Annotated in this window: 36 protein-coding genes and 1 tRNA gene; 35 read left to right on the forward strand and 2 right to left on the reverse strand. The window is 52.1% G+C overall.

Features of this window, described 5'->3' with window-relative positions:
• Positions 1 to 23 precede the first annotated feature (23 nt).
• The 24 genes from WC317_01310 (at position 24) to WC317_01425 (ending at position 16,762) form a co-directional block, all read left to right on the forward strand.
• The gene (locus tag WC317_01310; protein MFA5338770.1) at positions 24 to 1,049 is read left to right on the forward strand and encodes an ATP-dependent 6-phosphofructokinase; all 1,026 of its coding nucleotides are present in this window, start codon (positions 24 to 26) and stop codon (positions 1,047 to 1,049) included.
• 2 nt (positions 1,050 to 1,051) lie between these two features.
• Positions 1,052 to 1,618, forward strand: a complete 567-nt coding sequence (gene gmhA / locus WC317_01315; protein ID MFA5338771.1) for a D-sedoheptulose 7-phosphate isomerase — start codon at positions 1,052 to 1,054, stop codon at positions 1,616 to 1,618.
• A 20-nt stretch (positions 1,619 to 1,638) separates the two neighbouring features.
• On the forward strand, positions 1,639 to 2,142 hold the full coding sequence (gene rfaE2 / locus WC317_01320; protein MFA5338772.1) for a D-glycero-beta-D-manno-heptose 1-phosphate adenylyltransferase: 504 nt from the start codon (positions 1,639 to 1,641) through the stop codon (positions 2,140 to 2,142).
• Complete coding sequence (locus tag WC317_01325) at positions 2,142 to 2,552, forward strand: thiamine-phosphate pyrophosphorylase (GenBank protein MFA5338773.1); 411 nt, start codon at positions 2,142 to 2,144, stop codon at positions 2,550 to 2,552. The genes rfaE2 and WC317_01325 overlap by 1 nt, the downstream gene beginning before the upstream one ends.
• 2 nt (positions 2,553 to 2,554) lie before the next feature.
• Positions 2,555 to 3,175, forward strand: a complete 621-nt coding sequence (gene thiE / locus WC317_01330; GenBank protein MFA5338774.1) for a thiamine phosphate synthase — start codon at positions 2,555 to 2,557, stop codon at positions 3,173 to 3,175.
• Positions 3,172 to 4,452 carry a phosphomethylpyrimidine synthase ThiC gene (gene thiC, locus WC317_01335; GenBank protein ID MFA5338775.1) on the forward strand — a complete coding sequence of 427 codons (1,281 nt, stop codon included), beginning with the start codon at positions 3,172 to 3,174 and terminating at the stop codon, positions 4,450 to 4,452. Before thiE ends, thiC begins: the two co-directional genes overlap by 4 nt.
• Complete coding sequence (locus WC317_01340; GenBank protein ID MFA5338776.1) at positions 4,452 to 5,357, forward strand: PfkB family carbohydrate kinase; 906 nt, start codon at positions 4,452 to 4,454, stop codon at positions 5,355 to 5,357. The genes thiC and WC317_01340 overlap by 1 nt, the downstream gene beginning before the upstream one ends.
• Before the next feature lie 26 nt (positions 5,358 to 5,383).
• A tRNA-Gly gene (locus WC317_01345) sits at positions 5,384 to 5,459 on the forward strand.
• Between the two features lie 22 nt (positions 5,460 to 5,481).
• Positions 5,482 to 6,162: a LysM peptidoglycan-binding domain-containing M23 family metallopeptidase gene (locus WC317_01350; protein MFA5338777.1), complete on the forward strand. Its 681-nt coding sequence runs from the start codon at positions 5,482 to 5,484 to the stop codon at positions 6,160 to 6,162.
• A gap of 21 nt (positions 6,163 to 6,183) precedes the next feature.
• On the forward strand, positions 6,184 to 7,869 hold the full coding sequence (locus WC317_01355; GenBank protein ID MFA5338778.1) for a hypothetical protein: 1,686 nt from the start codon (positions 6,184 to 6,186) through the stop codon (positions 7,867 to 7,869).
• 5 nt (positions 7,870 to 7,874) lie between these two features.
• Positions 7,875 to 8,360: a metallophosphoesterase family protein gene (locus tag WC317_01360; protein ID MFA5338779.1), complete on the forward strand. Its 486-nt coding sequence runs from the start codon at positions 7,875 to 7,877 to the stop codon at positions 8,358 to 8,360.
• A 10-nt stretch (positions 8,361 to 8,370) separates the two neighbouring features.
• Positions 8,371 to 8,859, forward strand: a complete 489-nt coding sequence (locus WC317_01365; GenBank protein ID MFA5338780.1) for an HIT domain-containing protein — start codon at positions 8,371 to 8,373, stop codon at positions 8,857 to 8,859.
• Positions 8,838 to 9,989, forward strand: a complete 1,152-nt coding sequence (locus WC317_01370) for a deoxyguanosinetriphosphate triphosphohydrolase (GenBank protein ID MFA5338781.1) — start codon at positions 8,838 to 8,840, stop codon at positions 9,987 to 9,989. The genes WC317_01365 and WC317_01370 overlap by 22 nt, the downstream gene beginning before the upstream one ends.
• Positions 9,986 to 10,672 carry a hypothetical protein gene (locus tag WC317_01375; protein MFA5338782.1) on the forward strand — a complete coding sequence of 229 codons (687 nt, stop codon included), beginning with the start codon at positions 9,986 to 9,988 and terminating at the stop codon, positions 10,670 to 10,672. Before WC317_01370 ends, WC317_01375 begins: the two co-directional genes overlap by 4 nt.
• A gap of 56 nt (positions 10,673 to 10,728) precedes the next feature.
• Complete coding sequence (locus WC317_01380) at positions 10,729 to 11,352, forward strand: SPOR domain-containing protein (GenBank protein MFA5338783.1); 624 nt, start codon at positions 10,729 to 10,731, stop codon at positions 11,350 to 11,352.
• A gap of 19 nt (positions 11,353 to 11,371) precedes the next feature.
• Entirely contained in the window at positions 11,372 to 11,707 is a 336-nt protein-coding gene (locus WC317_01385; GenBank protein ID MFA5338784.1) for a small basic protein, read from the forward strand.
• 128 nt (positions 11,708 to 11,835) lie between these two features.
• Positions 11,836 to 12,687, forward strand: coding sequence for an SH3 domain-containing protein (locus WC317_01390; protein MFA5338785.1), 852 nt, complete (start codon positions 11,836 to 11,838; stop codon positions 12,685 to 12,687).
• Between the two features lie 2 nt (positions 12,688 to 12,689).
• Positions 12,690 to 13,016 (forward strand): hypothetical protein, encoded by a 327-nt coding sequence (locus WC317_01395; GenBank protein ID MFA5338786.1) that lies wholly within the window; start codon positions 12,690 to 12,692, stop codon positions 13,014 to 13,016.
• Positions 13,016 to 13,657 carry a site-2 protease family protein gene (locus WC317_01400; GenBank protein MFA5338787.1) on the forward strand — a complete coding sequence of 214 codons (642 nt, stop codon included), beginning with the start codon at positions 13,016 to 13,018 and terminating at the stop codon, positions 13,655 to 13,657. The genes WC317_01395 and WC317_01400 overlap by 1 nt, the downstream gene beginning before the upstream one ends.
• A gap of 31 nt (positions 13,658 to 13,688) precedes the next feature.
• Positions 13,689 to 13,901, forward strand: a complete 213-nt coding sequence (locus WC317_01405; GenBank protein MFA5338788.1) for a cold shock domain-containing protein — start codon at positions 13,689 to 13,691, stop codon at positions 13,899 to 13,901.
• A 38-nt stretch (positions 13,902 to 13,939) separates the two neighbouring features.
• Entirely contained in the window at positions 13,940 to 15,031 is a 1,092-nt protein-coding gene (gene aroB, locus WC317_01410) for a 3-dehydroquinate synthase (GenBank protein MFA5338789.1), read from the forward strand.
• Positions 15,032 to 15,040: 9 nt separating this feature from the next.
• A complete protein-coding gene (gene rnc, locus WC317_01415; GenBank protein ID MFA5338790.1) occupies positions 15,041 to 15,772 on the forward strand; it encodes a ribonuclease III in 732 nt (243 codons plus the stop codon).
• An 11-nt stretch (positions 15,773 to 15,783) separates the two neighbouring features.
• Positions 15,784 to 16,239 (forward strand): GNAT family N-acetyltransferase, encoded by a 456-nt coding sequence (locus tag WC317_01420; protein ID MFA5338791.1) that lies wholly within the window; start codon positions 15,784 to 15,786, stop codon positions 16,237 to 16,239.
• A 7-nt stretch (positions 16,240 to 16,246) separates the two neighbouring features.
• Positions 16,247 to 16,762, forward strand: coding sequence for a hypothetical protein (locus WC317_01425; GenBank protein MFA5338792.1), 516 nt, complete (start codon positions 16,247 to 16,249; stop codon positions 16,760 to 16,762).
• Between the two features lie 13 nt (positions 16,763 to 16,775).
• Here WC317_01425 and WC317_01430 read toward each other — a convergent pair whose 3' ends face one another.
• Positions 16,776 to 17,339, reverse strand: coding sequence for a hypothetical protein (locus tag WC317_01430; protein MFA5338793.1), 564 nt, complete (start codon positions 17,337 to 17,339; stop codon positions 16,776 to 16,778).
• Positions 17,336 to 18,199 (reverse strand): AAA family ATPase, encoded by an 864-nt coding sequence (locus tag WC317_01435; GenBank protein MFA5338794.1) that lies wholly within the window; start codon positions 18,197 to 18,199, stop codon positions 17,336 to 17,338. The genes WC317_01430 and WC317_01435 overlap by 4 nt, the downstream gene beginning before the upstream one ends.
• Before the next feature lie 88 nt (positions 18,200 to 18,287).
• Between WC317_01435 and WC317_01440 the strand changes: the two genes are divergently transcribed.
• The 11 genes from WC317_01440 (at position 18,288) to WC317_01490 (ending at position 26,054) form a co-directional block, all read left to right on the forward strand.
• Positions 18,288 to 18,650: a PilZ domain-containing protein gene (locus tag WC317_01440; GenBank protein ID MFA5338795.1), complete on the forward strand. Its 363-nt coding sequence runs from the start codon at positions 18,288 to 18,290 to the stop codon at positions 18,648 to 18,650.
• A gap of 92 nt (positions 18,651 to 18,742) precedes the next feature.
• Positions 18,743 to 19,123: a PilZ domain-containing protein gene (locus tag WC317_01445; protein ID MFA5338796.1), complete on the forward strand. Its 381-nt coding sequence runs from the start codon at positions 18,743 to 18,745 to the stop codon at positions 19,121 to 19,123.
• A gap of 11 nt (positions 19,124 to 19,134) precedes the next feature.
• A complete protein-coding gene (locus WC317_01450; GenBank protein MFA5338797.1) occupies positions 19,135 to 19,515 on the forward strand; it encodes a PilZ domain-containing protein in 381 nt (126 codons plus the stop codon).
• 4 nt (positions 19,516 to 19,519) lie between these two features.
• A complete protein-coding gene (locus WC317_01455; protein ID MFA5338798.1) occupies positions 19,520 to 20,104 on the forward strand; it encodes a lysophospholipid acyltransferase family protein in 585 nt (194 codons plus the stop codon).
• Positions 20,105 to 20,354: 250 nt separating this feature from the next.
• Complete coding sequence (locus WC317_01460; GenBank protein MFA5338799.1) at positions 20,355 to 21,137, forward strand: sugar phosphate isomerase/epimerase family protein; 783 nt, start codon at positions 20,355 to 20,357, stop codon at positions 21,135 to 21,137.
• Positions 21,138 to 21,195: 58 nt separating this feature from the next.
• Positions 21,196 to 21,753 (forward strand): flavin reductase family protein, encoded by a 558-nt coding sequence (locus tag WC317_01465; GenBank protein ID MFA5338800.1) that lies wholly within the window; start codon positions 21,196 to 21,198, stop codon positions 21,751 to 21,753.
• Positions 21,738 to 22,607, forward strand: a complete 870-nt coding sequence (locus WC317_01470) for a potassium channel family protein (GenBank protein ID MFA5338801.1) — start codon at positions 21,738 to 21,740, stop codon at positions 22,605 to 22,607. Before WC317_01465 ends, WC317_01470 begins: the two co-directional genes overlap by 16 nt.
• A complete protein-coding gene (locus WC317_01475; GenBank protein ID MFA5338802.1) occupies positions 22,607 to 23,134 on the forward strand; it encodes a hypothetical protein in 528 nt (175 codons plus the stop codon). Before WC317_01470 ends, WC317_01475 begins: the two co-directional genes overlap by 1 nt.
• Positions 23,135 to 23,196: 62 nt before the next feature.
• Complete coding sequence (locus WC317_01480) at positions 23,197 to 24,837, forward strand: diguanylate cyclase (protein ID MFA5338803.1); 1,641 nt, start codon at positions 23,197 to 23,199, stop codon at positions 24,835 to 24,837.
• A 3-nt stretch (positions 24,838 to 24,840) separates the two neighbouring features.
• Complete coding sequence (locus WC317_01485; protein MFA5338804.1) at positions 24,841 to 25,461, forward strand: diguanylate cyclase; 621 nt, start codon at positions 24,841 to 24,843, stop codon at positions 25,459 to 25,461.
• Between the two features lie 14 nt (positions 25,462 to 25,475).
• Positions 25,476 to 26,054: a hypothetical protein gene (locus tag WC317_01490; protein MFA5338805.1), complete on the forward strand. Its 579-nt coding sequence runs from the start codon at positions 25,476 to 25,478 to the stop codon at positions 26,052 to 26,054.
• The last annotated feature ends 156 nt before the right edge of the window (positions 26,055 to 26,210 follow it).

Genomic DNA, 26,210 nt, shown 5'->3' on the forward strand with positions numbered 1-26,210 from the left:
AAGACAAAAGGAGGAAGTACCAGATGAAAAGGTTGGGAATACTTACCGGGGGCGGGGACTGCCCGGGCTTGAACCCCGTCATCAGGGCGGTCGTGAGAAAGGCCCATCTTGAAGGATATGAAGTCTTAGGCATAAAAAGCGGCTGGAAGGGCATTATCGAGGGAGATGTAATGACCCTGGATCGCCATTCCGTATCCGGGATATTGCCGAAGGGCGGCACGATATTAGGCACCTCAAGGACCAATCCCTATAAGAAAGAGGGCGCGGTACAGAAAGTAAAAGATAATTTCAAGAAGTTCGAGCTCGACGCCCTGATAGCCGTAGGCGGCGAAGACACGCTTGGCGTCGCCAATAGGTTGGTAAAAGAGGGATTGAAAATCGTGGGCGTCCCTAAGACCATAGATAACGACCTGGGTGAGACCGATTATACTTTCGGCTTCGACACCGCGATCAACATCGTAATGGAATGCATCGACAGGCTGCACACTACGGCCGAAAGCCATAACAGGATAATAGTTGCCGAAGTCATGGGCCGCCATGCGGGCTGGATAGCGGTCTATGCCGGTATCGCCGGCGGCGCGGATATAATTTTGATCCCCGAGGTACCGATAAATATCGATGAGGTATGCGCTATAATAAAGAAGCGTCACGAAAGCGGCAAGAATTTTTCGATCGTCGTCGTCGCTGAGGGCGCGAAGTTCGGAGATGAAGAGATCCTGCAGACCGAAAAGCTGGATGAATTCGGCCACGTTAGGCTGGGCGGTATAGGCCAGCAACTGGGCGGAATGATAGAGAAGAAGACCGGCTATGAGACGAGGGTCACAGTGCTTGGCTATATCCAGCGCGGCGGCTCGCCTACGGCGTTCGACAGGGTCCTGGGCACCAGGTTCGGCATTAAGGCCGTCGAACTCGTCAAACAGGGCAAATTCGGTTATATGGTCAGCCTCCAGGGAAATAAGATAGTGGAAGTTCCCATCGAGAAAGCCGTCGGTACGCTGAAGACGGTCGATAATGACTTCTATAACGTGGCCAAAACATTCTTCGGTTGAAAATGAAAAAAAAGATAGAAGGCATACTGGAAGAAAGCATATCCGTAAAAAAAGACCTCATAACGTCGCAGGCCGGCGCTATTGAAAAAGCCGCCGACGCTGTCATCAAGTCGCTGAAGTCCGGCGGCAAGGTCATAATCTTCGGGAACGGGGGGAGCGCCGCGGACAGCCAGCATATGGCTGCTGAACTCGTAGGGAAGTTCCTGAAGGAGAGGAAAGGGGTCCCGGCGATAGCCTTGACCACCAACACCTCGATAATTACGGCGATAGCCAACGACTATTCATATGATGAGGTATTCTCGCGCCAACTCGACGCGATCGCGGGAAATAATGATGTGGCGATTGGGATATCTACGAGTGGGAACGCGAAGAACGTCATCAGGGCTGTAGAGCTTGCCAATAAAAAGGGCATGGTCACGGTCGCGCTCACGGGACGCGACGGCGGCGGGCTGGCCAAAATAGCGAAGATCCCCATAATAGTCCCTTCCGGGTCTACCCCGAGGATCCAGGAAGCCCACGTCATGGTGGTCCATATCCTCTGCCAGTTGGTCGAGGAGGCGTTGTTCTAATTTACCGGCGGGGTCCCATAATGACTGAAAAAAAGATAACCTCCTTTACGGAAGTAAAGGCTCTCGCCTCAAGGCTTCGCGCAAAAGGCAAAAGGATCGTTTTCACGAACGGGTGTTTCGACATCCTGCACGCCGGACACGTAAAATACCTCGAGAAGGCCAGGTCCCTCGGGGATGTCCTGGTACTTGGGCTCAACAGCGATCGTTCGGTTAGAAAAATAAAAGGGCCGTCGCGCCCCATAGTCCCGCAAAAAGACAGGGCCGCTGTCGTGGCTTCCCTCGGTTTTGTGGACCATGTGGTAATATTCGGCGATACCACTCCCCTGAAACTCATAAAGGCGGTAAGGCCCCACGTGCTCGTTAAGGGAGCGGACTGGAAAGTAGGAAAGATCGTCGGAGCCGACCTCGTGAAGTCCTACGGAGGGAAAGTCGTCGCTATACCGCTGGTCAATGGCAGGTCCACCACCGGGCTTATCCGCAGGATATTGAACACTGCGGATATCCGCAGTGCAAGAATATCTTAATGAAAGAGAAGCTTTACAGGATAATTGACGCGAACCTTAACAGGTCGAGGGAAGGCTTAAGGGTCTGCGAAGAGATCGCGAGATTTGTGCTCGATGACGCGCCCCTGACGAGGGAATTCAAGGGCCTGCGCCACGGCATATCAGACTGCATCAAGCTTTATCCCGCCAAGCTGCGCGGAATAATATCGGCGCGCGACCCGGAAGGCGATGTCGGCCGGGGCAAGCAGGCGATCGAGAGGAAGAGAAGCGGATGGAAGGAGATCTCGATAGCCAATATGGAACGCGTCAAGGAGTCGCTCCGCGTCCTGGAGGAATTCTCAAAGCTCATCGACGGAAAGATAGCCGATAAGTTCAAGAGGCTCAGGTTCAAGGCGTATAATACCGAGAAAAAACTCGTTTCGAGGTTTTGATATTGCGCGATTTCAGGCTTTACGTGATCATAGATAAGAAGGCGGTCAAGGGCCGCGACCTGGCCTATGCGGCGAAGGAAGCGATAGCCGGAGGCGCGGACGTGATACAATTCCGCGACAAGGAATCTGACGCCGCGGATGTAGTCGAGGCCGGGCGCGCGATACGCGAGGCTATAGGAAAAGACAGAGCGCTATTTATCGTTAATGACAGCCCGGATATCGCGTTAGCCGTCGATGCCGACGGCGTGCACCTCGGCCAGGAAGATATGCCGGTCATCGGCGCCCGCTCCATATTAGGCAGGGGCAAGATAATAGGCCTCTCGACGCATTCGCTCGAACAGGCGGGCGCGGCGCAAAACAGCGGCGCGGATTATATAGGAGTGGGGCCGGTATTTTCTACGCCTACCAAGCCCGGATATAAAGCGGTCGGGCTCGATCTGATAGAACAAGTAAATAATATGAAGGGCCTTCCTTTTGTCGCTATCGGCGGTATCGACGAGACGAATATCGACGAGGTGATAGCGGCCGGCGCATCAAGGGTTGCGGTAGTAAGGGCGGTATGCGGCGCGGAAGATATCAGGGAAGCGGCAAAAAGATTGAAGGATAAACTCACCAAAAGATGACCCAATTAGAGTCGGCAAAAAGAGGCAAGATCACGCCCGAGATGAGGCTGGTCGCGAAAGCGGAAGGCCTCGACTTGAAACTGCTCGTCAGGAAGATATCTTCGGGCAGGATCGTCATACCTTCCAATATACTCAGGAAGAAGGGAAGGGTCTGCGGGATCGGCGAAGGGTTAAAGACCAAGATAAACGCCAATATCGGGACATCCCAGGGTTCTTCGAGGATATCGGCTGAGCTGAAGAAACTGAAGGTCGCGGTCGATAACGGCGCGGATGCCGTAATGGATCTTTCGACCGCCGGTGATCTGCGCGCTATCAGGAAGGCTATACTCAGGGCTTCGCCCGTGCCTGTAGGGACCGTCCCTATTTACGAAGCGGCTGTCGACGCGGACCGCAGGAAGAGGCCTATCTATTCCATGACGGCGGATGAGATGTTCGCCGTGCTTGAGGAACAGGCGAGGGAAGGCGTGGATTTCTTTACTATCCATTGCGGCGTTACGAGGAAAGCGGTGGATTGCCTTAAGAGACAGGGCAGGGTGATAGGGGTCGTCAGCAGGGGCGGCGCCATAATGGTCGAATGGATGGCGCATAACCGCCGCGAGAATCCCTTTTATGAGGAGTTTGACAGGGTCCTGGAGATCGCGCGCAAATACGACGTCACTTTAAGCCTGGGCGACGGGATGAGGCCGGGATGCCTTGCCGATGCCAGCGACAGGGCGCAGATACAGGAGTTAATGACACTTGGCGAACTTTCCGTGAGGGCTAAACGGGCCGGCGTCCAGGTAATGATAGAAGGGCCCGGGCATGTCCCGATCAACCAGATCGAAGCAAATATTCTGCTGGAGAAAGACCTTTGCCACGGCGCGCCGTTTTATGTCTTAGGCCCGCTGGTAACGGACATAGCGCCGGGCTACGACCATATAACATCGGCGATAGGCGGAGCGCTTGCGGCCGCCCACGGCGCTGATTTCATCTGCTACGTCACGCCTTCTGAACATCTCGGCCTGCCTTCGGTCGAAGACGTGAAGACAGGCGTCATCTCCGCCCGGATAGCCGCGCACGCGGCGGATGTAGCCAAGGGGGTAAAAGGCGCGCTCGATTGGGACATCGCCATATCCGCCGCCCGCAAGAAGAGAGATTGGAAGAAGCAATTCGCCCTGGCCATCGACCCGTCGCGCGCAAAGGAATACAGGAACCGTTCCAAGCCGGCGGCGAAAGATGTCTGCACGATGTGCGGGCAATATTGTTCAATGAAAATATCGGAGGAATACCTGGGATAATGTCACTCTTGGTCGTAGGTTCAATAGCCTTGGATTCGATAAAGACCCCGTTCGGAAAGGTGGATGAGGCGCTCGGCGGTTCGGCAGTATATTTCTCCTGCGCCGCGACATTCTTTAATTCGGCGCGGCTGGTTGGAGTGGTGGGCGCCGATTTCCCGGAAAAATATATCAAACTATTGGAAAAGAGGGGCGTAGATGTCACGGGGCTCAAGATCGACGGGGGAAAAACCTTCCGGTGGAAAGGCGAATACGGGTTCGACCTCAACACGGCTCACACGATCTATACGCATCTTAACGTGTTCGCCGATTTCAAGCCGGAGATCCCCGCGGAATACCGGGACTCCGATAATGTCTTCCTGGCGAATATTGACCCTTCGTTACAACTGGATGTCCTGAAACAGGTCGACGACCCGCGCCTTATCGCCTGCGATACGATGAACTACTGGATAGAGAACAAGCCGAAGGAGCTTAAAAAACTCCTGAAGCACGTCCATATATTTTTCGCCAACGACAAGGAAGCGCGCGAGTTTTCCGGCGAACTCAACCTCCTCAAGGCCGCAAGATATATATTTTCTTGCGGGCCGAAAATTGCTATAATAAAAAAAGGCGAGCACGGCGTTCTTTGTATCTCAAAAGATTTCATCTTTTCCTATCCCGCGTATATTCTTGAAGACCCGTTTGACCCGACCGGCGCCGGCGATACCTTCGCCGGAGGGTTTATGGGTTATCTCAGTAAAGCGAAGAGGATCAACGAGACGGTGCTGCGCAAGGGATGCGCCTACGGGACCATCCTTGCCTCATTCGCGGTCGAGGATTTCAGCGTCAACAGGATATTGAAGTTGACGGAAAGGGATATACAGGGCAGGTATAAGAAATTCAAGATGCTCATGCATCTTTCCGATTAGGAAGAGGGCGAAACGAATTCGTTTAAGCGGGTGTAGTTCAGTTGGTAGAACGTCAGCTTCCCAAGCTGAATATCGTGGGTTCGAGTCCCATCACCCGCTCCATTTTTGGGATGGTGTATTATAAATGTCTTATTTTAAAGTTTTATTTATAGCTATTCTTATCCTCTCCCTGGCGGGCTGCGCGGAGACCCCGGTCATTAAGCCGCCGAAAGGAGGCCTGCCTGTCCACGCTAAAGGCGGGACTTACCACAGGGTCGTAAAGGGTGAGACGCTTTGGAGGATAGCGAAGAATAACGGCGTAGACCTCGAGACCCTTGTCGAGGCGAACGGCCTGGCGGACGCCGGGAATATAAAGGTCGGACAGGATATACTCATACCCGCTAAACCCGCACAACCCGTGTCGAATATCACGCCTATCCCCGTGTATTCAAAAGAGGATTTTATCTGGCCGGTCAAGGGCAAAGTCATCTCGTCGTTCGGACAGAAGAGAGGATCGACGCCGAATAAAGGGGTGGATATCCAGGCGCGGGAAGGTACGGTAGTCATCGCCTCCAGGAGCGGCAGGGTCATATTCAGCGATGATAAAGTAAGGGGTTTCGGGAAGACTGTCATACTGGACCATGGCGACGGCATCCAGACGGTTTATTCGCATAATTCCGAGATACTTGTCAGGATAGGTGAAGATGTCAGGCAGGCGCAACCGGTCGCTAAAGTCGGCTCCGGGGGGAGGGGCAATTCCCCGTACCTGCATTTTGAGATAAGAAAGAGGCATAAGCCTCAGAACCCATTTTATTATTTGTCGTAAGCCAGGAAGGTTTTATCTATAATGTTATTGGACCCCGCAACGGGAAATAATTTTTTCGGCAGAGACGATATACTCGCCCTGCTTAAGAAGCGCGCCGACGGCCTGCGTTTCGGTTACCGCCAGAATGTCGCCATCATAGGGCCTTCCTATTACGGGAAGACCTCGGTCATCTACCGTTTCATAAGCACCCTGCCTTTTAAGGACACGGTCCCGGTCTATATCGAGGTAAAAAACCAGGGGTTTCCCGCCTTCGCCGAAAAGTTCATCGCCGCCTTGCTTTTCAGGTATCTCGATTTCGCGGAGTTTAAGGCGGCCGGCACCGGCGGGCTCGTCTCTCTCGCCGCGGACAGGATGCCGAAGACCGCGAAGGCCGTGAAGGCGATCGAAACGCTTATAAAAGGGGGCAAGAACCTGAAGGCCTACCGCGCCCTGTTCGAACTTCCCGCTACGGCATATTCCGAGACCGGCCTGCGGCCGATAATTATACTGGATGAATTCCACCGGATCGCGGACCTCGGCATAGAAGACGCGTTTGCCGAGCTCGGAAAATTCATCATGCTGCAGAAAGACACGATGTATATCGTATTATCTTCCCAGATAAACCAGGCCAAAAATATCCTCGCGGAAAAGCTCTCCCTGTTATTCGGTAATTTCGAAATATACGAACTCGGGACCTTTGATGTCCGGACGGCCTCGCAGTTTATCAGGGCGCGCCTTGTTTCCGGCCCGCTGCCGGATGAGCTCGTGAATTTCCTGGTGGCGTTCAGCGACGGCCACCCGTTCTACCTCGATTCTATCCTGTTGAGCCTGCGGGGCCGGGGCGGTAATATTACCGCGGTAAAAGACACCGATACGCTTACGGCGATGTTCATCGAGATACTCTTTGATTCGAAAGGGATATTAAACCAGCATTTTTCGGGCGTGATGACCCGGCTCGACGGCATAGACAGGCATTCCGCGGCGGTCCTGCTGGCCATCTCCAACGGCGCGAAGAAAGTCCAGGCGATATCGGAGGCCTCCCGCGTCAAGACCGCAGAGCTCTCAGCCCTGCTTGAGAAATTGATAGACGCGGGGTGGGTATCCAGGCAAGGGAAGTTTTACCTGATACGCGATAAAGTATTCGAATTGTGGCTCAGGAACGTCTACCAGATAAAGGAATACCTGCTCGACCCGTCTTACGAGCCCAAGATATCGATGTTCAGCGCCGAGGTAAAAGGGTTCATAGAGAATTTCGTGGAATCTTCAGCCAGGGATATCGACGACCTTGTCGCGGGGCTTTTCACCTCGTTCAACGGCGAATTTATGGAATTAGGAGGGAAGAGTTTCAGGTTGCCGCATTTCGGCAATACAGAGGCCCGGGCATCAAAAATAGACGGCATTTCGTATTTGAGCCTTTTTGCGGAAGGCTGTACATGGGAACTGATAGTCGGCCGGCGCCCGGTCAGGGACAGCGATGTCATGGATTATCTCAGCCAATGCAAGGGCAGGAAAAGCGCGGTCAAGCGGAAGATCGTCATCGCCCTGGCAGGTATGGGCGCGAACGCCAAACTTCTCGCAAAAGAAGCGAAATGCTGGATATGGGACCTGAAGGACCTGAATACCCTGCTCGACATGACCGGAAGGCAGAGGCTGGTCCTGCCGCAATGGGACGCTGAAGGGATAGCGGAATCGCAGAAAGATCATCTTGCAAGCACGGAGAGCGCTTAATTGATATGAAGATACTGGTCTTGTCCGACACGCACGTACCCAGGATGGCTAAAGATATCCCCAAGGCTGTCTATGAAGAGATAAAGAAGGCAGACCTGATACTGCACGCCGGAGATTTCGTGGAGATGAGTTTACTGGAGAAATTGAGGAAGCTCAAAAAGACGGTCGCCGTATACGGGAACATGGATTCGAAGGAGTTGAGTTCCGCCCTGAAAGCGAAAGAGATCGTGGAAGCCGGCAAATTCAGGATAGGCCTTATCCACGGCTGGGGCACTCCGGACGGGTTGACCGACCGCATATTGGAAGAGTTCAAGGGCGATAAAGTAGATTGCATTGTCTTCGGCCATTCCCACCGGCCGATGAGCGAAACGATAAAAAAGGTGTTGTTCTTGAACCCCGGCAGCCCGACCGATAAGATATTCGCCCCGTACAATTCCTACGGGATAATTGACGTAAACAGCAAGATAACCGCTAAGATAGTGAAACTTTGACGGAGGATTAATGGACAGGCTTTGGGCGCCGTGGAGGACCAAATACATCACTAAGGCGAACACGATGAAGGGCTGTATCTTCTGTTCCAAGCCCAAGACGGGAAAAGACAGGAAGAATTATATAGTAGCGCGTACCCGCCACAGCTTTTCCATCCTTAATCTCTATCCATACAACAACGGCCATATGATGATCGTCCCTTTCAGGCACGTTGACAGCCTCACTAAACTTAACAAGGAAGAGACGGCGGACCTCATAGGCCTCCTTAACGCGACACAGGAACTCCTTTCGAAGACGATGGGTCCCGACGGTTTCAATATCGGCATCAATGTCGGGAGGGCGGCCGGCGCCGGCATAAAAGATCACGTCCATATCCATATAGTCCCGCGGTGGTTCGGGGACTCCAATTTCATGACGGTTTCGGCTTCGACGAAAGTCATATCCGAATCTCTCGGCGCCTTGTATGACAGGCTGATAAAATGCTCACGCGTAAAGAAATAGAAGAGATAGAATCGAAGACGCTCGCCCCTTACGCGATGAAGGCGAAGGATTCGAGGGGCAGGGAGCATAAGGAAGAGGAGCATCCTTATAGGACCTGCTACCAACGCGACAGGGACAGGGTGATACATTCGACCGCTTTCCGCCGCCTGGAATACAAGACGCAGGTCTTCGTAAACCACGAGGGCGATTATTACCGTACGAGGCTGACGCACACCCTCGAGGCCGCGCAGATAGCGGTCTCGATAGCGCGCACCCTCGGCCTGAACCCCGACCTGACCGAGGCGATCGCCCTGGCTCACGATATCGGCCACCCGCCTTTCGGGCATTCCGGGGAGCAGGAACTGCATGAATTGATGAAAGGCCACGGGGGATTCGACCACAACATACAGGGACTTCGCGTCGTGGACCTCCTCGAAGAAAGATACCCGGATTTTAAAGGCCTTAACCTTACATGGGAAGTCAGGGAAGGGGTAAACAAGCATTCCACCCCGTATGACAGATCCGGCGGCCTTCCCCAACTCGAACCCGAGAAATCGCCTACGCTTGAAGCCCAGATAGTCGACCTGGCCGATGAGATAGCCTACGACAACCACGACATAGACGACGGATTGACCTCGGGCCTGATAAAGGAAGAAGAGATCCGCGATATACCTTTATGGAAGAAGATCTGCGAGGAGATCTCCAGGGCCCACCCGTCGATGAGCAACAGCATAAGGAAATACCAGATGGTTAGGTCGCTTATAAACACGGAAGTCACCGACCTCGTAAATGAATCCGGAAAAAGGATCGAGGATTTAGGGATCGCCTCCGCCGAATCGGCAAGGTCGAGGCCGGAGAGGACTATCGCTTTTTCCAAAGGATTGCTTGAAGAGAGGAAACCCCTCAAGAAATTCTTATATGATAATCTTTATATGCACAAGAGGGTAGTGAGGACGGCGGATAAATCGCGGCGCTTTATCCGGGAGCTGTTCAATTATTATATCTCGAACCCCGAACAGCTGCCCGCGGCCGCCGGCCGGGAGGCCGAGGACAGGTACAGGGTGGTCTGCGATTATATCGCGGGGATGACCGACAGGTACGCGCTTGACGAGTACATAAAACTATTTAACCCATATGAGAGGATGCAATGAGGCACCGTCTTTTATACCTGATCATATTAGTGGCCATACTTTTCGTGGTCTTCTATTCGCCGCTTACCTCATACCTGCTCAAGGATTTCATAACCTTTAAGCTCGAAAAGGCCCTCGAGATGAATGTCGTCTTCGGGTCGGTGCGCGTGAAGATGCCGGCCCAGCTTACGGTATCCGACATAAAAGCGATGGACAAGGACGGCCTGGCGTTCACCGCGGAGAGGGCGTACCTGCGCCTCGACCCCGCGAAGTTCTTTAAGGCGCAATTCGTCCTCAGCTGCGATTTCCAGAATGTCGTCCTGAAGTCGGCCCTTAAGGACTCCCTCAACAAGCTCCTAAAGCCTTTCGGGGTATCCGCGCAGAATAACTATAAATTCGACGGCATAACCGGTGTCATAACGGTCAGCAAGAAATCGATCTCCATCACGGACCTGAAAGGGACCGGCCAGGATTTCAGATTTTCGGGCAATTTCGCCAGGTTCCAGGACAATAAGGTGGATTATGACCTCGACTTCGACATAAATAGCAGGTTTGTCGCGGCGGACCAGGAACCGGCGAAGACATTCTTCCTGACCGGGGCCAAGGACGGCTGGTATTCCATAAAGTTATCTTTCAAAAAAGGGAATCCCGTTTTTTTCTCGACGGGAGGGGTAATACTGGAGACCCATCCGGTAATTAAATAATTGTTTGCTTTCAAATGCCCGTTATGATAAAATTAGTCTTCCTCGGAGTGATATAGATGCCGCCTTTAAATACCCAAAAACAACAGCAAGAGCTGTTTGACGAGTTTGTAGTAGTAAAGAAGACGAGGGGAAGGTTTTTCGGCGTATTGAACAAGTTCGATAAGCAGATCTTCCCGCAGTATCGTCTGGCTTTGTCTATTCGCTATGAGACGCTGTTCATAATCCTGATCGGCGTCGCTCTTGTGGCGGCTATCATCTTTTCTCTGGGGGTGGAAAGAGGGAGGAACTTGAACAGCGCGGACGTGGAAGCCCCGGCCCCGGTCGAACCGGTTGTCGAGGCGCCGTCTGTAAAGCCGGCGCCGCTGCCGGTCGCCGAAGCGCCAAAGACGTTTCCGAAGGCGCCGGAGCCCGTTAAAACGGTTGCCGTCAAACCGGTTGTAAGCGCCGCGGCACCGGCCGCGGATAAGCCTTTTACGGTACAGGTAGCTTCGTACAAGGTCCGTGGCGCGGCGGAGAAAGAACTCTCGCGGGTTAAGGCCATGGGCTATTCCGCAGATATAATAAAAAAGGGCGATTATTTCATTTTGTGCGTCGGTTCATTCGCCACGAAAGATGCGGCGAAACAGACGCTTGCAGCGATGGGAAAGAAGTATAAAGGGTGCCTGGTAAGAAAACGCTAAAATGCAAGGAGAGTGATTGATGTCGATCCATCCAAGTCTGCGTCCTTCCAAAGGGAAGGGCCATAGGTCGGTTTTTAAGAGGTTCGAACGTATAAAAATGCTGTCGGAAAAAGACAAGTGGAAGGAAGATCAGTCCGTATTCGGCCTTCCTAAGGTCAAGTCCGTGAAGATCAAGGTCAAGAAAGAGAAGGTCGAGAAAGTCGCGGCTGAAGGTGCCGTAGCGGCTCCAGGGGCGGCGGGAACGGCTCCGGCCGCAGGCGCGGCCACTGCCGGCGCGAAACCGGCCGCGGGCGCGAAACCGGCGGCAGCGGCTCCGGGCAAGAAGGACCAGGCAAAATCGAAGGAAGGGAAGTGAAACTTTCTTTTTGTGCAAGGTTTTTTCTCTGCGCTGTAGCCTGCCTTGTTTTTCCTTTTAACCTTTCATACGCGTCGAAAGGATCGCTCGAGGGCGGGCCCTTTACCGGGACCGTCTCCGGTGACCGGGTGAATGTAAGGGCCGCCGACAGCATCTCTTCCGAAGTTGTCTGCCAGTTGAAAAAAGGGGAAGAGATAAACGTGCTGGGGCTTAAGGGCAAATGGTATAAGATAGAGCTCCCGAAGAAGGCGCTCGTCTATGTCACTAAGTCCAAGGTCTCAAAGAAAGACGGCCAGACGGTGATCTCGGAAGACAAGATCAACGTCAGGGCCGCGGGCACCGTCTCCTCATCCATCGTCGGCCGCCTTAATAAAGGCACGGCGGTCAAGATACGCAAGGAATACCTTGACTGGTATGAGATAGAGGCCCCAAAGGGTTCATGCGGGTGGGTATCCTCTGATTACGTCAATAGTGACGGAAGCTCCGAAGTCCCGAAGCCCGCCGGCCTGCCTGAAAAATTAGCCCAGCTTGACGCGTCATACGCGGCGGAGCTTAAGAAGCCCTTACGCGAGATAGAGCTCAAGTGGATCCTCGAGAGATACCAGAAATTCGCCGCCGAATACAAAGACACTCCCGAGGAGAAAGAAGCGCTGCTTAAGGCGGAAGAGATAAAATTAAAGATGGCCGAGATAGGGCATCTAAAGGCGAAAGAGGATTACGACGCCAAAATAAAGAATATCTCCTCGCCGCGGCCCGGAGAGGCGCCAATGGTCTCGGGGCTGGTCAATAATGTGGGCAAGGTCCACGGGCGCTTAAGCCATTTTAAGATCGTCAAAGACGGCAAGTCCCTGGGCTATCTCTCGAGTTCGAAAGTAGACCTTAACCGCTATATCAACCTGCCGGTGAACGTCTGGGGCGTAAGGAAGGACGTGAACGGGACGGCGCTCTACGAGGCTGACGCGGTACAAATAATCGAGTAGAGATGGAATACGTAAAATTCGAAGATTTCAAAAAACTCAACATCAGGATAGCCAAGGTCCTGAAGGTAGAAGACCATCCTAACGCCGACAAACTGTATCTCATCACCGTATCGACCGGCGAGGCGGAAAAGACGGTAGTCGCGGGCATAAAGCCTTTTTATAAAAAAGAAGAACTCGAGGGGAAGTCGGTAGTCATGATAGACAACCTCGAACCGGCCACTATACGGGGAGCTGTCTCGAACGGCATGATCCTCGCCACGAAGGACGGGGAATCGCTTGCCGTATTGATCCCCGAAAAACCCGTAAAAATAGGCAGCCCCGTTTCCTGATGGATAGATTTTTAGCAAATTTTACCGTAACCGTCCTGGATTTTATCGTAATAATCCCGATATTCCTGTTCGCCATGATGATCCATGAGATCGCCCACGGATGGGTAGCTTATAAGTTAGGCGACCCGACGGCGAAATTTTCCGGAAGATTGACCCTAAATCCCGTTTCTCATATCGACCCTATCGGCACCATATTGTTGCCTATCACCCTGATGATCATGGGATCGCCGGTCGTCTTCGGGTGGGCCAAGCCCGTCCCGATAAATTTCCTGGGTCTCCGCAATCCAAAGAAGGATATCGCGTGGGTCGGCGCAGCCGGCCCTTTAGCCAATGTCATGTTAGCCTTTGCGCTTGTGGCGGCTTACCGGCTGTTCCCTTTTTTGCATGAGCCGCTGTTAAAAGGCCTTATGTTTTACGCGATAAGCATAAACCTGATCCTGGCGGCGTTCAACCTTATACCGATCCCGCCTCTTGACGGTTCGAGGATCTTATTCAGCTTCCTGCCGCCAAGGATGGCGATGAGCTATATGAGCATAGAGCCGTACGGATTTATGATACTCTTTGTAATGCTGTGGATGGGTTTTTTAAATTGGTTCGTTAATCCTATTTTGTTTGCGCTCTCAAGGATCATAGGGTTTTAAATCTTAAAAAGGAAGGAGGTGCGTAATAACAATGGCAGACGAATTGACCGGAGTGGTAAAGTGGTTCTCTAACCAGAAGGGCTACGGTTTCATAACTCCGGATAACGGGGGTAAGGATGTCTTTGTCCACCATTCTGCGATAATCGGCGAAGGTTATAAGACTTTGGCCGAAGGGCAGAAGGTGAAATTCGAGATAGCGAACACCGAAAAAGGCGATCAGGCGTCCAACGTAACGAAGATCTAACTAAGCGGCTCCGTAATCATCAATCATAAGGTGATATCATGGCTTCAGTACCGGTCCGCCTTGGCGAGCGCAGCTATATTATCGCCATCGAAAAGACTCTTGGAAGGCTGTCGCGGGAATTAAGAAGGCTTGATCCCGGGACAGACGCGGCAGTCATCACGAATGCGAAGGTCAAGTCCCTTTTCGGCAAGAAGCTCGGGAGTTCCCTTAAGGGGTCCGGCCTCAGGGTGAAATTCCTGGTTGTCCCCGATTCGGAAAAGGCCAAGTCGCTCAAAGAGGCGATGAGGCTTTTGGCGTCGCTTTCCAGGATGGACGGCAAGGGCAAGAGGCTGTGCGCCGTCGCGCTGGGAGGCGGGGTGGTGGGGGACCTCGGAGGTTTCGCGGCATCCGCGTATAAACGGGGGATACCGTATATCCAGGTCCCGACGACATTGCTTGCCCAGGTAGACTCATCGATCGGCGGAAAAGTAGCGGTGGACCTGCCCGAGGGCAAGAACCTGGTAGGCTCATTCCATCAACCCAAACTCGTCTACAGCAATATATCTTTCCTCAGGGGCCTTTCGGGCCGCGATTTCGCCTCAGGCATGGCCGAGGTCATCAAATACGCCGTAATAAAAGACAGGGCGCTCTTCGGTTATCTCGAACGCAACAGGAGGAAGATACTCAGGCGGGACGCCGGCACGCTCCTGGAGATAGTAAAGAGGTGCGCGAAGATAAAAGCAGTCATAGTATCGAAGGACGAAAAGGAAAAGAAGTCGATAAGGACAATTTTGAATTACGGCCATACGATAGGGCATGCCGTCGAGGCGGCGCACGGATATTCCGGCGCCTATTCGCACGGCGAGGCGGTAGGGTTGGGAATGATAGCCGCCGCGCGCATGTCGCAGAGATTGGGGATATTCCCGGCTGCGGGTGTCTCAAGGATAGAAAAGCTGATCGGCAGTTTCGGCCTCCCGGTAAACCTGAAGAAGACCGACACGGCAAAGATCATGTGTTCCCTGTCGCGCGATAAGAAATTCATCCGGGGGGTGAACAGGTTTGTCCTCCCGGTAAAAATAGGCAGGGTCGTAGTCAGGGAAGCGATCCCCGAACCGTTAATACGCGAAGAGATAAAAAAATTATACCGTTGAAACCCCTCCATGGCAGATAAATCAAGGTCATCCGAACTTAAAAAATTTGAACGGCGGATAAAGTATGCGTTCAGGAATAAGCGGCTCCTGGCGCAGGCGCTTGTCCACCGTTCATACGCTTATGAGCATGCCGGAGGGAAGGGGTCCGATAACGAGAGGCTCGAGTTCCTCGGTGACGCGGTCCTCGGGTTGGTGATAAGCGGCACTATCTTCAAGCGGTTCCCGGATTTCCTCGAGGGAGAGATGACCCGGATACGGTCGGCGCTCGTAAGCCGCCCGACCCTGGAAGGCCTGGCCAGGAAGCTCGGGCTCGGAGAGATGATCCTGCTCGGAAAAGGAGAAGCGGCGAGCGGCGGCGCCGAACAGTCGAGGAACCTTGTGGGCGCGTATGAGGCCGTGATAGGGTCCATCTATATCGACGGGGGCTTCAAAAAAGCCGGAAAATTCATCGAGGGCCAATTTAAGGCGGAATTGAAGAGGATCTCGGAAGGCGGCACCACTAAAGATTATAAATCGGTCCTCCAGGAATATACTTCGAAAGCCTACAAGGCCACCCCGAAATATACGGTAGTATCCGAAGAAGGGCCGGAGCACAGGAAACATTTCGAGGTCGCGGTCCTCTTCGGCGGGATGGCGCGCGGGAGGGGAGAAGGGAAGAACAAAAAATCGGCGGAACAGGACGCCGCCTATAAAGCGCTTTTTAACGAGGGCTTGCTTGACAAAATGGCTGAGGAGAAGTAAAATCACATAACATGCAGATCAGACCGATACAATCCAGGGACCAGAAGCAGGTAAAGGAGTTGATCAGCGGCATACTCTCCAAAGAGTTCGAGTATGGGCATAACGCTTATCCTTACGGCGACCTCGATTCGATAGGCAAGGTCTACGGCGGAAAGAGGGAGCAATTTTTCGTGATAGAGGATAACGGCGAGATAGCCGGGACCGTCGGGATCAAGGAGGAGTCGAAAAATACCGCCATCATAAGGCGGCTCTTTGTCAGCCCTTCATTCAGGAAGAAAGGATTCGGAGGCCTGCTCATAGACAGGGCCCTGGATTTTTGCAAAGAAAAAGGTTATCGCGAAGCGGTCTTCCACGCCGCGACAACTATGAAGAGCGCGATCAAATTGTGCGGGAGCAGGGGTTTCAAGGAGGACCAGAAGCTCGTCTCCGGCGGCATCGACATAATAAAATTTGTAGTCACTTTCTGAGGCCAAATTGTTCTGGAAAAAATCGGATAAAACGGATAAGAGCGTAAAGAACCTCTCGGAAAAAGATATCCAGAGGCAGCTTTACGGGGATTACCTCGGCAAGGTGGAGGTGATGGATTCCTCTTTTATCGTAAAGGAAAATGAAGAGGCGCCGATACAGGAAAAACCCGACGCGAAAATGAAGAAGGAGCTTAATTCCGAACTGGAAGAATTAAAAGGCGAGTTCAAACGGCTTCAGGGCGAGGTCAACAGGCTTAAGAAAGACAAGGAATCGCTCGAGCGCCCGGAGATATGGTTCAAGCCGCCTTTCCTTAAGACCAGGCAGCTGGTGGTGATCGGGTCCATCGTGGTCCTTATCTTAGCGGCTTACGGATCATTCTTCGCCGTAAAATTGTTCATATCGAAGGTCAGCCATAAAGAGCCTGTCCTTTCCGAAACCGCGGTCTCTAAAAAAGAGACCGTTCCTTCCAAAAATACAGCCGTAAAAAAATCCGTTAAAAAGGTAAAAGGTAAGAAGCCTTAACCCGGAGTAAGGGTCAATCCAATTTCAGGACGAAACCCTGGCCTGTCACCTCATCCAGCATCTCGACGCTGCTATTATGGATCTTTACTATCCTGGCTCCTTTTATTGAGGCGCCCTCCTCGAGGATCCTGTTCTCTATTATGGCGGCCGGTTTACCCGCGCCATAGACTATCCCGCTGAGGGTCAGGCGGGGATTTGACAGTTTTGTTATGAAACTGCCGAGGGGGGTAACTTCCTGTTTTGAGGGAGCGGGAGAGGGGACCGTAGAGTATCCTTCGGCGGCCGGTCTGCTGTTTGTTTCATGGGAAGACGAAAGAGATGCGATAACGTTGTTCGCTTCGGTTGTCGGGTTCTGCGACCCGCCCTGCGGGAGCGTCAAAAATGCGACAAGGCCGACGATCACGATCGCCGCCGCGGCCATCAGCATTGTCCTCGAAAGGTTAAAACCGCCGCTGTCAGAGACCCCGGCTGCCTCCTCGATCTTTTCTTCCCGGATTTTGGCCGTAGTTCCGGCGGCAAGCGGCGGGGTATTACCGTCCGCAGACGCCTTTTTTAAGGCTTCCAGTATTATGCTCATATTTTTACATACCCCTCGATCTCTTCAACGGAACGCTTTATCATGTCCAGAGTCATTGTTTTTGTCTCCATGGAGAATCCCAGAAGTAATACCCTGTCGCAGATGAGGTTTATCAATCTCGGCACGCCTGAGGAGTATTCATAGATCTCTCCCAGGGCATCCGGCTCGAATGTTATGTTCCCGTCGGCGCCCGCGACCCGCAGGCGGTGGTAAATATAATCGCCCAATTCGGTCCTGTCCAGGGGAAGGATATGATACCTTACCGCGATCCTCTGCCTGAGCTGTTCCAACTCGGGGGAATCAAGCTTTTCCTTCAGCTGCGGTTGGCCGACGAGGACTATCTGGATCAGTTTTTCCTTGTCGGTCTCAAGGTTGGAAAGCAGCCTTATCTGTTCCAACTGGGCCGCCTTGAGGTTTTGCGCCTCATCGATGATAAGGACCACATTAGAGCCGGCTTTAAGTTCCGCGATCAGGAACTTGTTGAGCTCGGTAAGGAGGCTTATCTTGGTCTTTGGCTTTGGCGCGAGGCCCAGGTCGGTGACTATGGCCAGTAAGAGCTGCATCTCCGGAAGGTTTGAGTTAAGGATAAAGGCGGTCTTCGTATTTTTGTCGAGCTGGCCCAAGAGGGCGCGGCAAAGGGTGGTCTTGCCTGTGCCGATCTCGCCGGTTATCTCAAGGAATCCCTTTCTTTCTTTTATGCCGTAGATGAGATGGTCGAAGGCTTCACGGTGCTTCTTGCTGAAAAAAAGGAAATTAGGGTCGGCGGTTACGTTGAAAGGTCTTTCTTTTAGGCCAAAAAAACTTTCATACACGCGGAGGACCTCCAAAAAACCCGAAAAAACGGATTTCGTGATTTTCATTCTATCATCATAATATATGCTTGTCAAAGCAAAAATCCTGTTGTAATGCGCGGTATTGGGGGTATAATATCTTTGTGAGGGGATGAAAATGGGCTGGGGCGGAATCGATACAAGAAGGGGCGCGCGCGTCGTCTTCGAATGCGTCGTCATCGTCAAGAAAAAAGAGACCAGCCTTGTCTTCAGGACCCAGACCGAGAACATCTCTACCGGCGGGATCTGTGTCATACTCGAGAAAGGGTTATTGAGGAATACCCCGGTTGACGTAGAAATTTTCCTTGCCGATGACCCGGTCCCGTTAGCATGCGGCGGCAAAGTCGCATGGGTCATGCGGCGCAACGAATACGCAAAGAAGAAACCCGCGCAGTTTGATACGGGAATAGAATTTACCGATATCACGGACGAGGATAAAGGCCGTATAAAGCGGATCATCGAGGAGTTGCTGGAATATTAACTTGACTTTTGTTTTTGAGGGGTAGATAATGATTACAACTGAAAAAGGAGGACGAGAACTGATCTTTAAAAAAAGATAGGGGGGTGAGGGGGATGAGTGAGAAACGGAAATTTATGCGTTTTGATGTGGCCGTTGAAGTGGAGTATATGGTTCCCGGAAATGGCGCCCCGATAGAAGGCATCTCCGTTACGCGCAACCTGAGCCGCGAAGGGATGCAGATCACCGTAAACAGCAAACTCGTTCCGGGCACCGAGTTAGAGATCAAGTTGAGGATCCCCGAGGATATGGCTCCTGTGTACGCGAAAGGAGACCTTGTCTGGGTGGAGAAATCAGAGATCAAGACCGAATCCTCCGCCGGGGTGAAGTTCTCCCAGATGTCGCCTTTTGACAGGAACCGCATACTGGACCACGTTTATAAAGAGTGGGTGGAAGAACAGATCGGCCAGAACGCAGCACAACCGCGGAACAAGTAAAATATAAACTTATGTCAAGGCCAAAGTCCGAAAGAAGAAAACATCCGCGTGTCGATGAGAAAGTGCCTCTAAAGATAAAAGATGAAGGCTTCGACACGATAAGCGTAACAAAAAATATCAGCTGTTCAGGCGTTTTTTGCCAGGTTGACGGTTATTTCCCGCTTTTATCAAAAGTCAAGATCGTGCTCCTGCTCCCTTCCGAAGAAAAATCAAAGGCGCATCCCATACATATAGAGGGCGTTGTCGTCCGTTCGGAACCGGTAAAATCCCCGTCGAATCCCAATTGCAGGAACATAGGCGTCTTCTTCAGCAGGATCAAGAAACAGGATATGGTTAAGATAACCGGCTATATCAATTCCATCCTGGCCAAGAGGATGGTAATAATAAATTAAAACTTTGTTGTACGGAATCCTGCGCCCGATCGGGTGGTTGATCTGCAGGATTTTTTTCTGCCTGAAAGTCAAGGGCGTAGAGAATATCCCCGCCGAAGGCAAAGTCATAATAGCCGCCAATCACTCCAGCTACCTGGATCCCGTCGCGATCGCAGCCGTTGTCCCCAGGCAGATAAAATGGATAGTCCGGAAAGACGTCTATGATGTTTGGTGGCTGAGGCCTTTGTTCGCTTCGACAGGCATGATAAGGGAGAACGGTTCGGTCGGGAAGGCCATAGACCTGCTCGGGAAAGGCGGGGCTTTAGGAGTATTCCCGGAGGGATCCAGGAGTTACGACGGAAGGCTCGGCGCGGGCAGGAGAGGCGCGGCCATTATGGCGTTAAGATCGGGCGCGCCGGTCGTACCGTGCGCGGTCAAGGGCGCTTTCAAGGCCTATCCGCGCAATTCCGTATTGCCGAAGCCCTGTCCCGTAGAAATAATAATAGGAAAAGCTATCGAACCGGGAAGGATGGATGAGCCGGACGATCGGACGGTCGATTCTTTACTGGCAGGGATAATGAAGGCGATCCAGTCGCTGATGGAGCAATAGTAGTATTGACTTTACCTGCGGCCGTGATATAATTGTATCGGAAAAGATATCTACCCTATCCGTGTTAGGGTTGGCGCAATGATCAGCAAAGTCGTATAAGGGGTTTGGAGTTCGGATACCTTTCGGGGTATTCGACAGAACCCCACCTTGAATAAAGGGTCAAGCAGCCAAACCTCACGGTAGGGTTGAGGACTTATTCACGGCCTAGGGTAAACCTAGGCCTTTTTTACGAATAGAAGGAGTTTATTAAATGAGGATAACTAAGGAGAAGGTCTACTTTCATGTGCCTTACAGGATACTCTTAAGCAGCCTCGACTGGATAGCGCAGATCGGGGTGAATTGCGAGATATACGCCAACGGAGAGGCACTGGACAATTATACCGATGATGAGATAGATAAAATAAACGGCGTCTTTGAAAGCCGCGGGATAAAAAAAATAGTGCACGGGCCGTTCCTGGACCTTAATCCGGGAAGCACGGATCCCAAGATAAGGGACCTGACCTACGGGCGTTTTATATCGGCGCTTGATTTTTGCGAGAAACTGAGGGCCAACCACATCGTATTGCATACAGGGCTCGACCCCATCTTTTACAAAGGCGCCTCGCGCATTTTTCTCGACCTCAGCATCCCGGTCTGGAAGGAGGCGATGAAAGCCGCCGAATCAAGGAAGATAGTCATCGCCATAGAAAATTCCGTAGACCCGGATCCCGAAGTGGTTGTGGGGCTGCTGAAGGGGATCAACTCCCCGTCTGTGGAGGCGTGTTTTGACGCCGGCCATTATTACGCGTTCGGCAAGATGTCCCCGTTCGACGCCTTGAAATGGTACCCGGACGGGTCGATAGGCGAATTGCATCTTTCCGACAACAAGGGTGATTTCGATACCCATCTGCCGCTTGGGGACGGTGACCTGGATTTCAAGAGGCTGCTGATCGAAGCCTGGAAGAAAGGCAGGGAGCCGATCATAACTTCCGAGCCCCATTGCAAAGAACATATCGAAAGAAACCTCAAATACCTGCTCTCGCTGGGCCTTTAGAAGAGAGGCTTGGCCTTTTGAAGAGCGGTATGTTATAATAAAAAACGGAGGGATGAAGATGGCTAAAAAAGAGATCAAAGGTGATGTCGCGCTCTTCCCGCTGCCGGTCGTCCTTGTTACCTGCGTCGGAAAGAACGGCAAGCCGAATATCATAACTTTGGCGTGGGCCGGCGTCGTCTGCTCGGAACCGCCGATGGTCTCCATCTCCATAAGGCCGCACCGCCACTCCCACCCGCTGATAAAAGAAACGGGGGAATTTACGGTGAATATCCCAACTTCCGATATAATGAAAGAGACCGATATCTGCGGGATGGTCTCCGGGCGGGACACGGATAAGTTCGCCCTGACGAAGCTTACCCCGGAACCGGCCACGCACGTCAAGTCCCCTCTCATAAAAGAATGCCCTGTAAACCTCGAATGCAAAGTGAAGAACGCGATGCTGCTCGGGACGCACGAGATGTTCCTGGCCGAGGTCGTCGCCGTCCACATAGACGAGTCGGTGATGACGGAGACGGGCAGGATCGATTACGCCAGGGCGAAACCTTTCTCGTATAATTGGGGCGAATACTGGAGCGTTAAAGAGAAGATAGGACACTACGGATGCTCGAAAAAATAATCTTCCGCATCGATAGGATATCCGAGAAGATCAGCGCGGTCTTTGATTATTTCGGCGCGCGGATAAAAAATCTCTTCTTCGGCCATTTCGGGATAAGGCTTACGTACAGGCGCGAGTCGGTAGTCACGCTCATGGTCCTGGCGGCTGTCGTTATCTTTTTTTCTTCCCGGGGCTGGCTTATCTGGATAGGGATATCGGCGATGATGGCCGGCATGTTCCTCTGGCTCATAATCATCTTCTCCTGGACCCTCGACCCGCTGATAGATTACAAGATACGCATCCATAAGATAAAAAGATGGGGGGAGAGGCTGCTTAAATACCTGAGCGGTGAATTCAAGGACCTGGAGAACAGGCACCATATGGAGGCTTACGCCTGGGGCAAGCTCGCTTACTTCGAGGAGCTAAAGAACGAGGTTGCCAATTTCTCGAAGGTCAGCCTGCTCCAGAATTTCCTGGGCAGGTTCTTTTCGACCTTCATGTTCCTGATACTAGGCTACGCCTTCATATACTACGGCCTGCATAAGATCGTAGGTTCAAGCTTCGTTTCGTCCGCGGAACTGGGCGGGTTCGGCCGTTTCGGCTCGATAGCGGATTTTATATATTACAGCGCGATCACTATCGCCACAGTCGGATACGGGGACATCTATCCGGTACATATCCTGGCAAAGTTCTTCGTCGTGACCGAAGTCCTCTACGGCGCGCTCCTGGTCATCTTCCTGATATCATCTTTTACCGCTATATCTATTCCTCTTACCTCGGAAAGGCAGAAGGCGCTGCTCGGCGAGATCGAGAAAGAAATAAAGAACATCGAAAAGGTCTTTGCCGATATCAAACAATTAAGCGGAGGCGACTGATGCCGCCTATCTTTAATAAGGCCTTTGCCGTAATAGCGGCCTCTCTCTTCCTGGCTCTCCAGTCCTCCGGACAGGCCGAAGGGGAGGGCGTCTCCGGCAAAGAACTGGAATTGGGAAATGTGATGGTGACCCTTTACGCCTTAGGGGGGAGCGCGGCCGGCCAAAAGACTTACGGGGAAGAGATATATTTGGCAAAAGGCACACCCCGCCAGGCCCTGATCACCCTTAAACAGGTACTGCTTGAAGGCAATAGGCCTTCCCGGTCGTTTAAGATGAAGGACCAGATCGAGGTCATCGTTTTCAGGGGATCCTTTTTAAAATTAAGTAAGATAGCCATAAAGAAAGTAGTTTTAAAAGGTTCAACCATCGAGGTATATGCGGAATATAAGGACCTTCCCGGCACTGATGTCGCTTCCCAACCCGCGGCTATAATCCCCGCAGGCCAGCTTCCCCCAGGCAAGTATACGGTTATTTTATTCGTAGATAATAACTTACGAAAAAAAGCCGAGTTCAGCGTCTCCCGTTAGTCACCAGCCTAATAATTTGACTTTTGAAGACATTGGTGGCATAATTATAATGATTTAAAAACATGGGAGAAAAAGACATCCAGGACCAATTATTTGATATTATTGAATTTCTTCCAGATGCAACCTTTGTCATAGACATCAATGGCAAAGTCATCGCCTGGAACAAGGCCACCGAGGAGATGACCGGCGTCGCCAAAAGCGAAGTCATCGGCAAGGGAGATTACGCCTACGCCGTCCCTTTCTACGGGGACAGAAGGCCTGTTCTCGTTGACCTCATATTCAAATCCAACCGCGAGATCGAAAGCAAATACGATTACGTAAAACGTGAAGGTAACGTGCTGTACACCGAGGTCTTTTTGCCGTCCCTGAACCACGGCAAGGGTATCTTTGTCTGGGCCAAGGCCTCGCCGCTTTACGACAAGTCGGGCAATCTTACCGGCGCCATAGAATCTATCCGGGATATAACCGAACAAAAACTCGCCAAAGAGAACCTCGCGAAGCTCAACGAGGAGCTCACCAAATCCAACAGGATCTTCAAACAGCTCGCCCTCAAGGATTCCCACACAGGCCTTTACAACCACCGTTATTTAGGCGAAGTCATCGAGGCCGAATTCTTCCGCGCCAAGAGATACGCGCACCCCCTTTCGGCGATACTTACCGACATAGACTATTTTAAGTCTATAAACGACGTTTATGGCCACCAGTTCGGGGATGTTATCCTTAAGCAATTCGCGCGGCAGCTCAAGATGGCGGTCCGCCAGTATGACATAGTGGTGCGTACGGGAGGAGAGGAGTTTGTGGTATTATCTCCCGCTACCGACAGGGCAGACGCCGTGGCACTTGCCGAAAGGATCCTCGAAGTCATCAGCCTCTACGATTTCGGGGATGAGTCGCATAAAGTAAAACTCAAGATAAGCGTCGCGGTGGCGTCGTATCCGGAAGACAAGATATCAAAAGGGATGGACCTCATCGACTTTGCGGACCACATATTGGTCAAGGTCAAGGAGTTCGGGGGGAACAGGGTCTATTCGTCATCCGACCTGAAGAGGCAGGATAAAGGCAGGTCTCCCGGCGAAACCGAAAAGACGGCCGATGTCAAGTCGCTGAAGAAGGAATTAGAGAAGTTGACCAGGCAGGCGAACCAGGGCCTGATAGAATCAATATTCGCTTTCGCCAAGACTATCGAACTCAAGGACCATTATACCGGCGAGCATGTCGAGAAGACCGTGCATTACGCTACCGAGGTCGCGCGCGAGCTTGGCCTTCCAAATGATGAAGTGGACAAGATAAGGAAAGCTTCCATTTTACACGACCTCGGCAAGATAGGCATAAGCGAGAATATCCTCCTAAAAAAAGGGAAGTTGACGAAAGAGGAATTTGACGAGATAAGGAAGCACCCCCAGATCGCGGTGGACATATTAAGGCCTATCCAATCGCTACAGGGCGTCATCCCAATGATATACTATCATCATGAGAGATGGGACGGCGGCGGATACCTGAACGGGCTGAAGGGCGATGAGATACCTATAGGGGCGCGGATAATCGCGGTCTCGGATGTCTACGAGGCGTTGACCTCCGACCGCCCCTACCGCAAGGCCTTTTCGAGAGATGAAGCGATAAAGATGGTGAGGGAGAGTTCCGGCACACAGTTCGACCCGAAGGTGGTGGACGCTTTCTTGAAGGTCCTCCAACAGGAAAAATAGCAGTTGGACAGAATAAAAAAGATACTTATCATTTCTTCTGACAAGAGCCTAAGGGAAGTCTTAAGCTTTTGTTTCGACGGCTGGGGTTATGAGGTATTCCTGCACGAATCCCCGCTCCACGAAGTCATGCCGATAAAGATGATATCCCCCGACGTCATAGTGGTGGATGTGCATTCCGCCAGCAAGGCGCACCTCGAGATATGCCGCCTTTTAAAAGACGATTTCGTTACCGCTTTCATCCCGGTCATAACCCTCATCAACAAGCGCCAGCTCAGGACGCAGCTGTTGAACCTGAAACAGGGCGTGGACGATTACCTTATCAAGCCGCCGGATCCCCTCGACCTGCGCGTAAGGGTGGAGATGGCGATGCGGAGATCGCAATACGGTTTCTACGCCAGCCCGCTTACCGGGCTCCCGGGAGGCCGTATAATAGAAGAAGCGGTGCAGGAGCGGCTGAAAAAGGACGTCTCTTTTTCTTTCGGCTACCTCGATATAGACAGTTTCAAATATTTCAATGACGTCTACGGTTATCTAAAGGGCGACAGGGCCATAATGCAGACCGCATACGTCCTTTATACGACTATCAAGAAATACGGCACAGCGAGGATTTTATCGGCCACATAGGAGGTGATGACTTCATGTTCATAACCTCCATCGATAAGTTCAAAGAGGTCTGCCACAACATGATCCTCGCTTTTGACAGGATCATACCTTTCCACTATTCCCCGGATGACAGGAAGCAGGGGTTCATTTACGCGAAAGACAGGACGCGCAAGATGGTAAAGGTGGACCTGATGAGCATATCGCTCGCCGTCGTAAACAGGGAGAGCCGCTCCGAATTGCGCAGCATAATCCAGATAAACGAGAGATTGGCCGAGATCAAGGGCTTCCTTAAGGAGATATCCGGGAGCAAATTCATGGAGGACAGGAGGAGCAGCAAGACCGGGGAATTTGTAGGGCCGCAGCTCTATAAGAAGCCGGATGTCTCCTTAGACCCTTATGTGCCTCTCGGGACCATCCTTCTGGGGAAGAAACTCCTGACGGCGGAACAACTTGACGAGGCCCTTAATATCCACTGGAGGAGGGGGATCCTTTTCGGTGAGGTGCTCAAGGAGCTCGGGTTTATCAAAGAAGAAGAACTGCATGAAGCCCTCAGGGAACAGTACGCGACGAAACATCATCCCCACCACCCGCCAAAAATTATTCTTGACAAATAAAATATAGATGGTAGAATTATACAAAATGATAAAGCGGCGATTTGAGGCGTATTGCTCCGCTTAATAAATGTGCTAAAAAGCAAACAAAGATTATTTGAGGCCCGTGCTTTTTAGCGCGGGTTTTTTGTTTTTATGGTTAGGTGAACTAACCACAAG

The sequence above is a fragment of the Candidatus Omnitrophota bacterium genome, assembly GCA_041653595.1.
Taxonomy (GTDB): Bacteria; Omnitrophota; Gorgyraeia; order Pluralincolimonadales; family Pluralincolimonadaceae; genus Pluralincolimonas.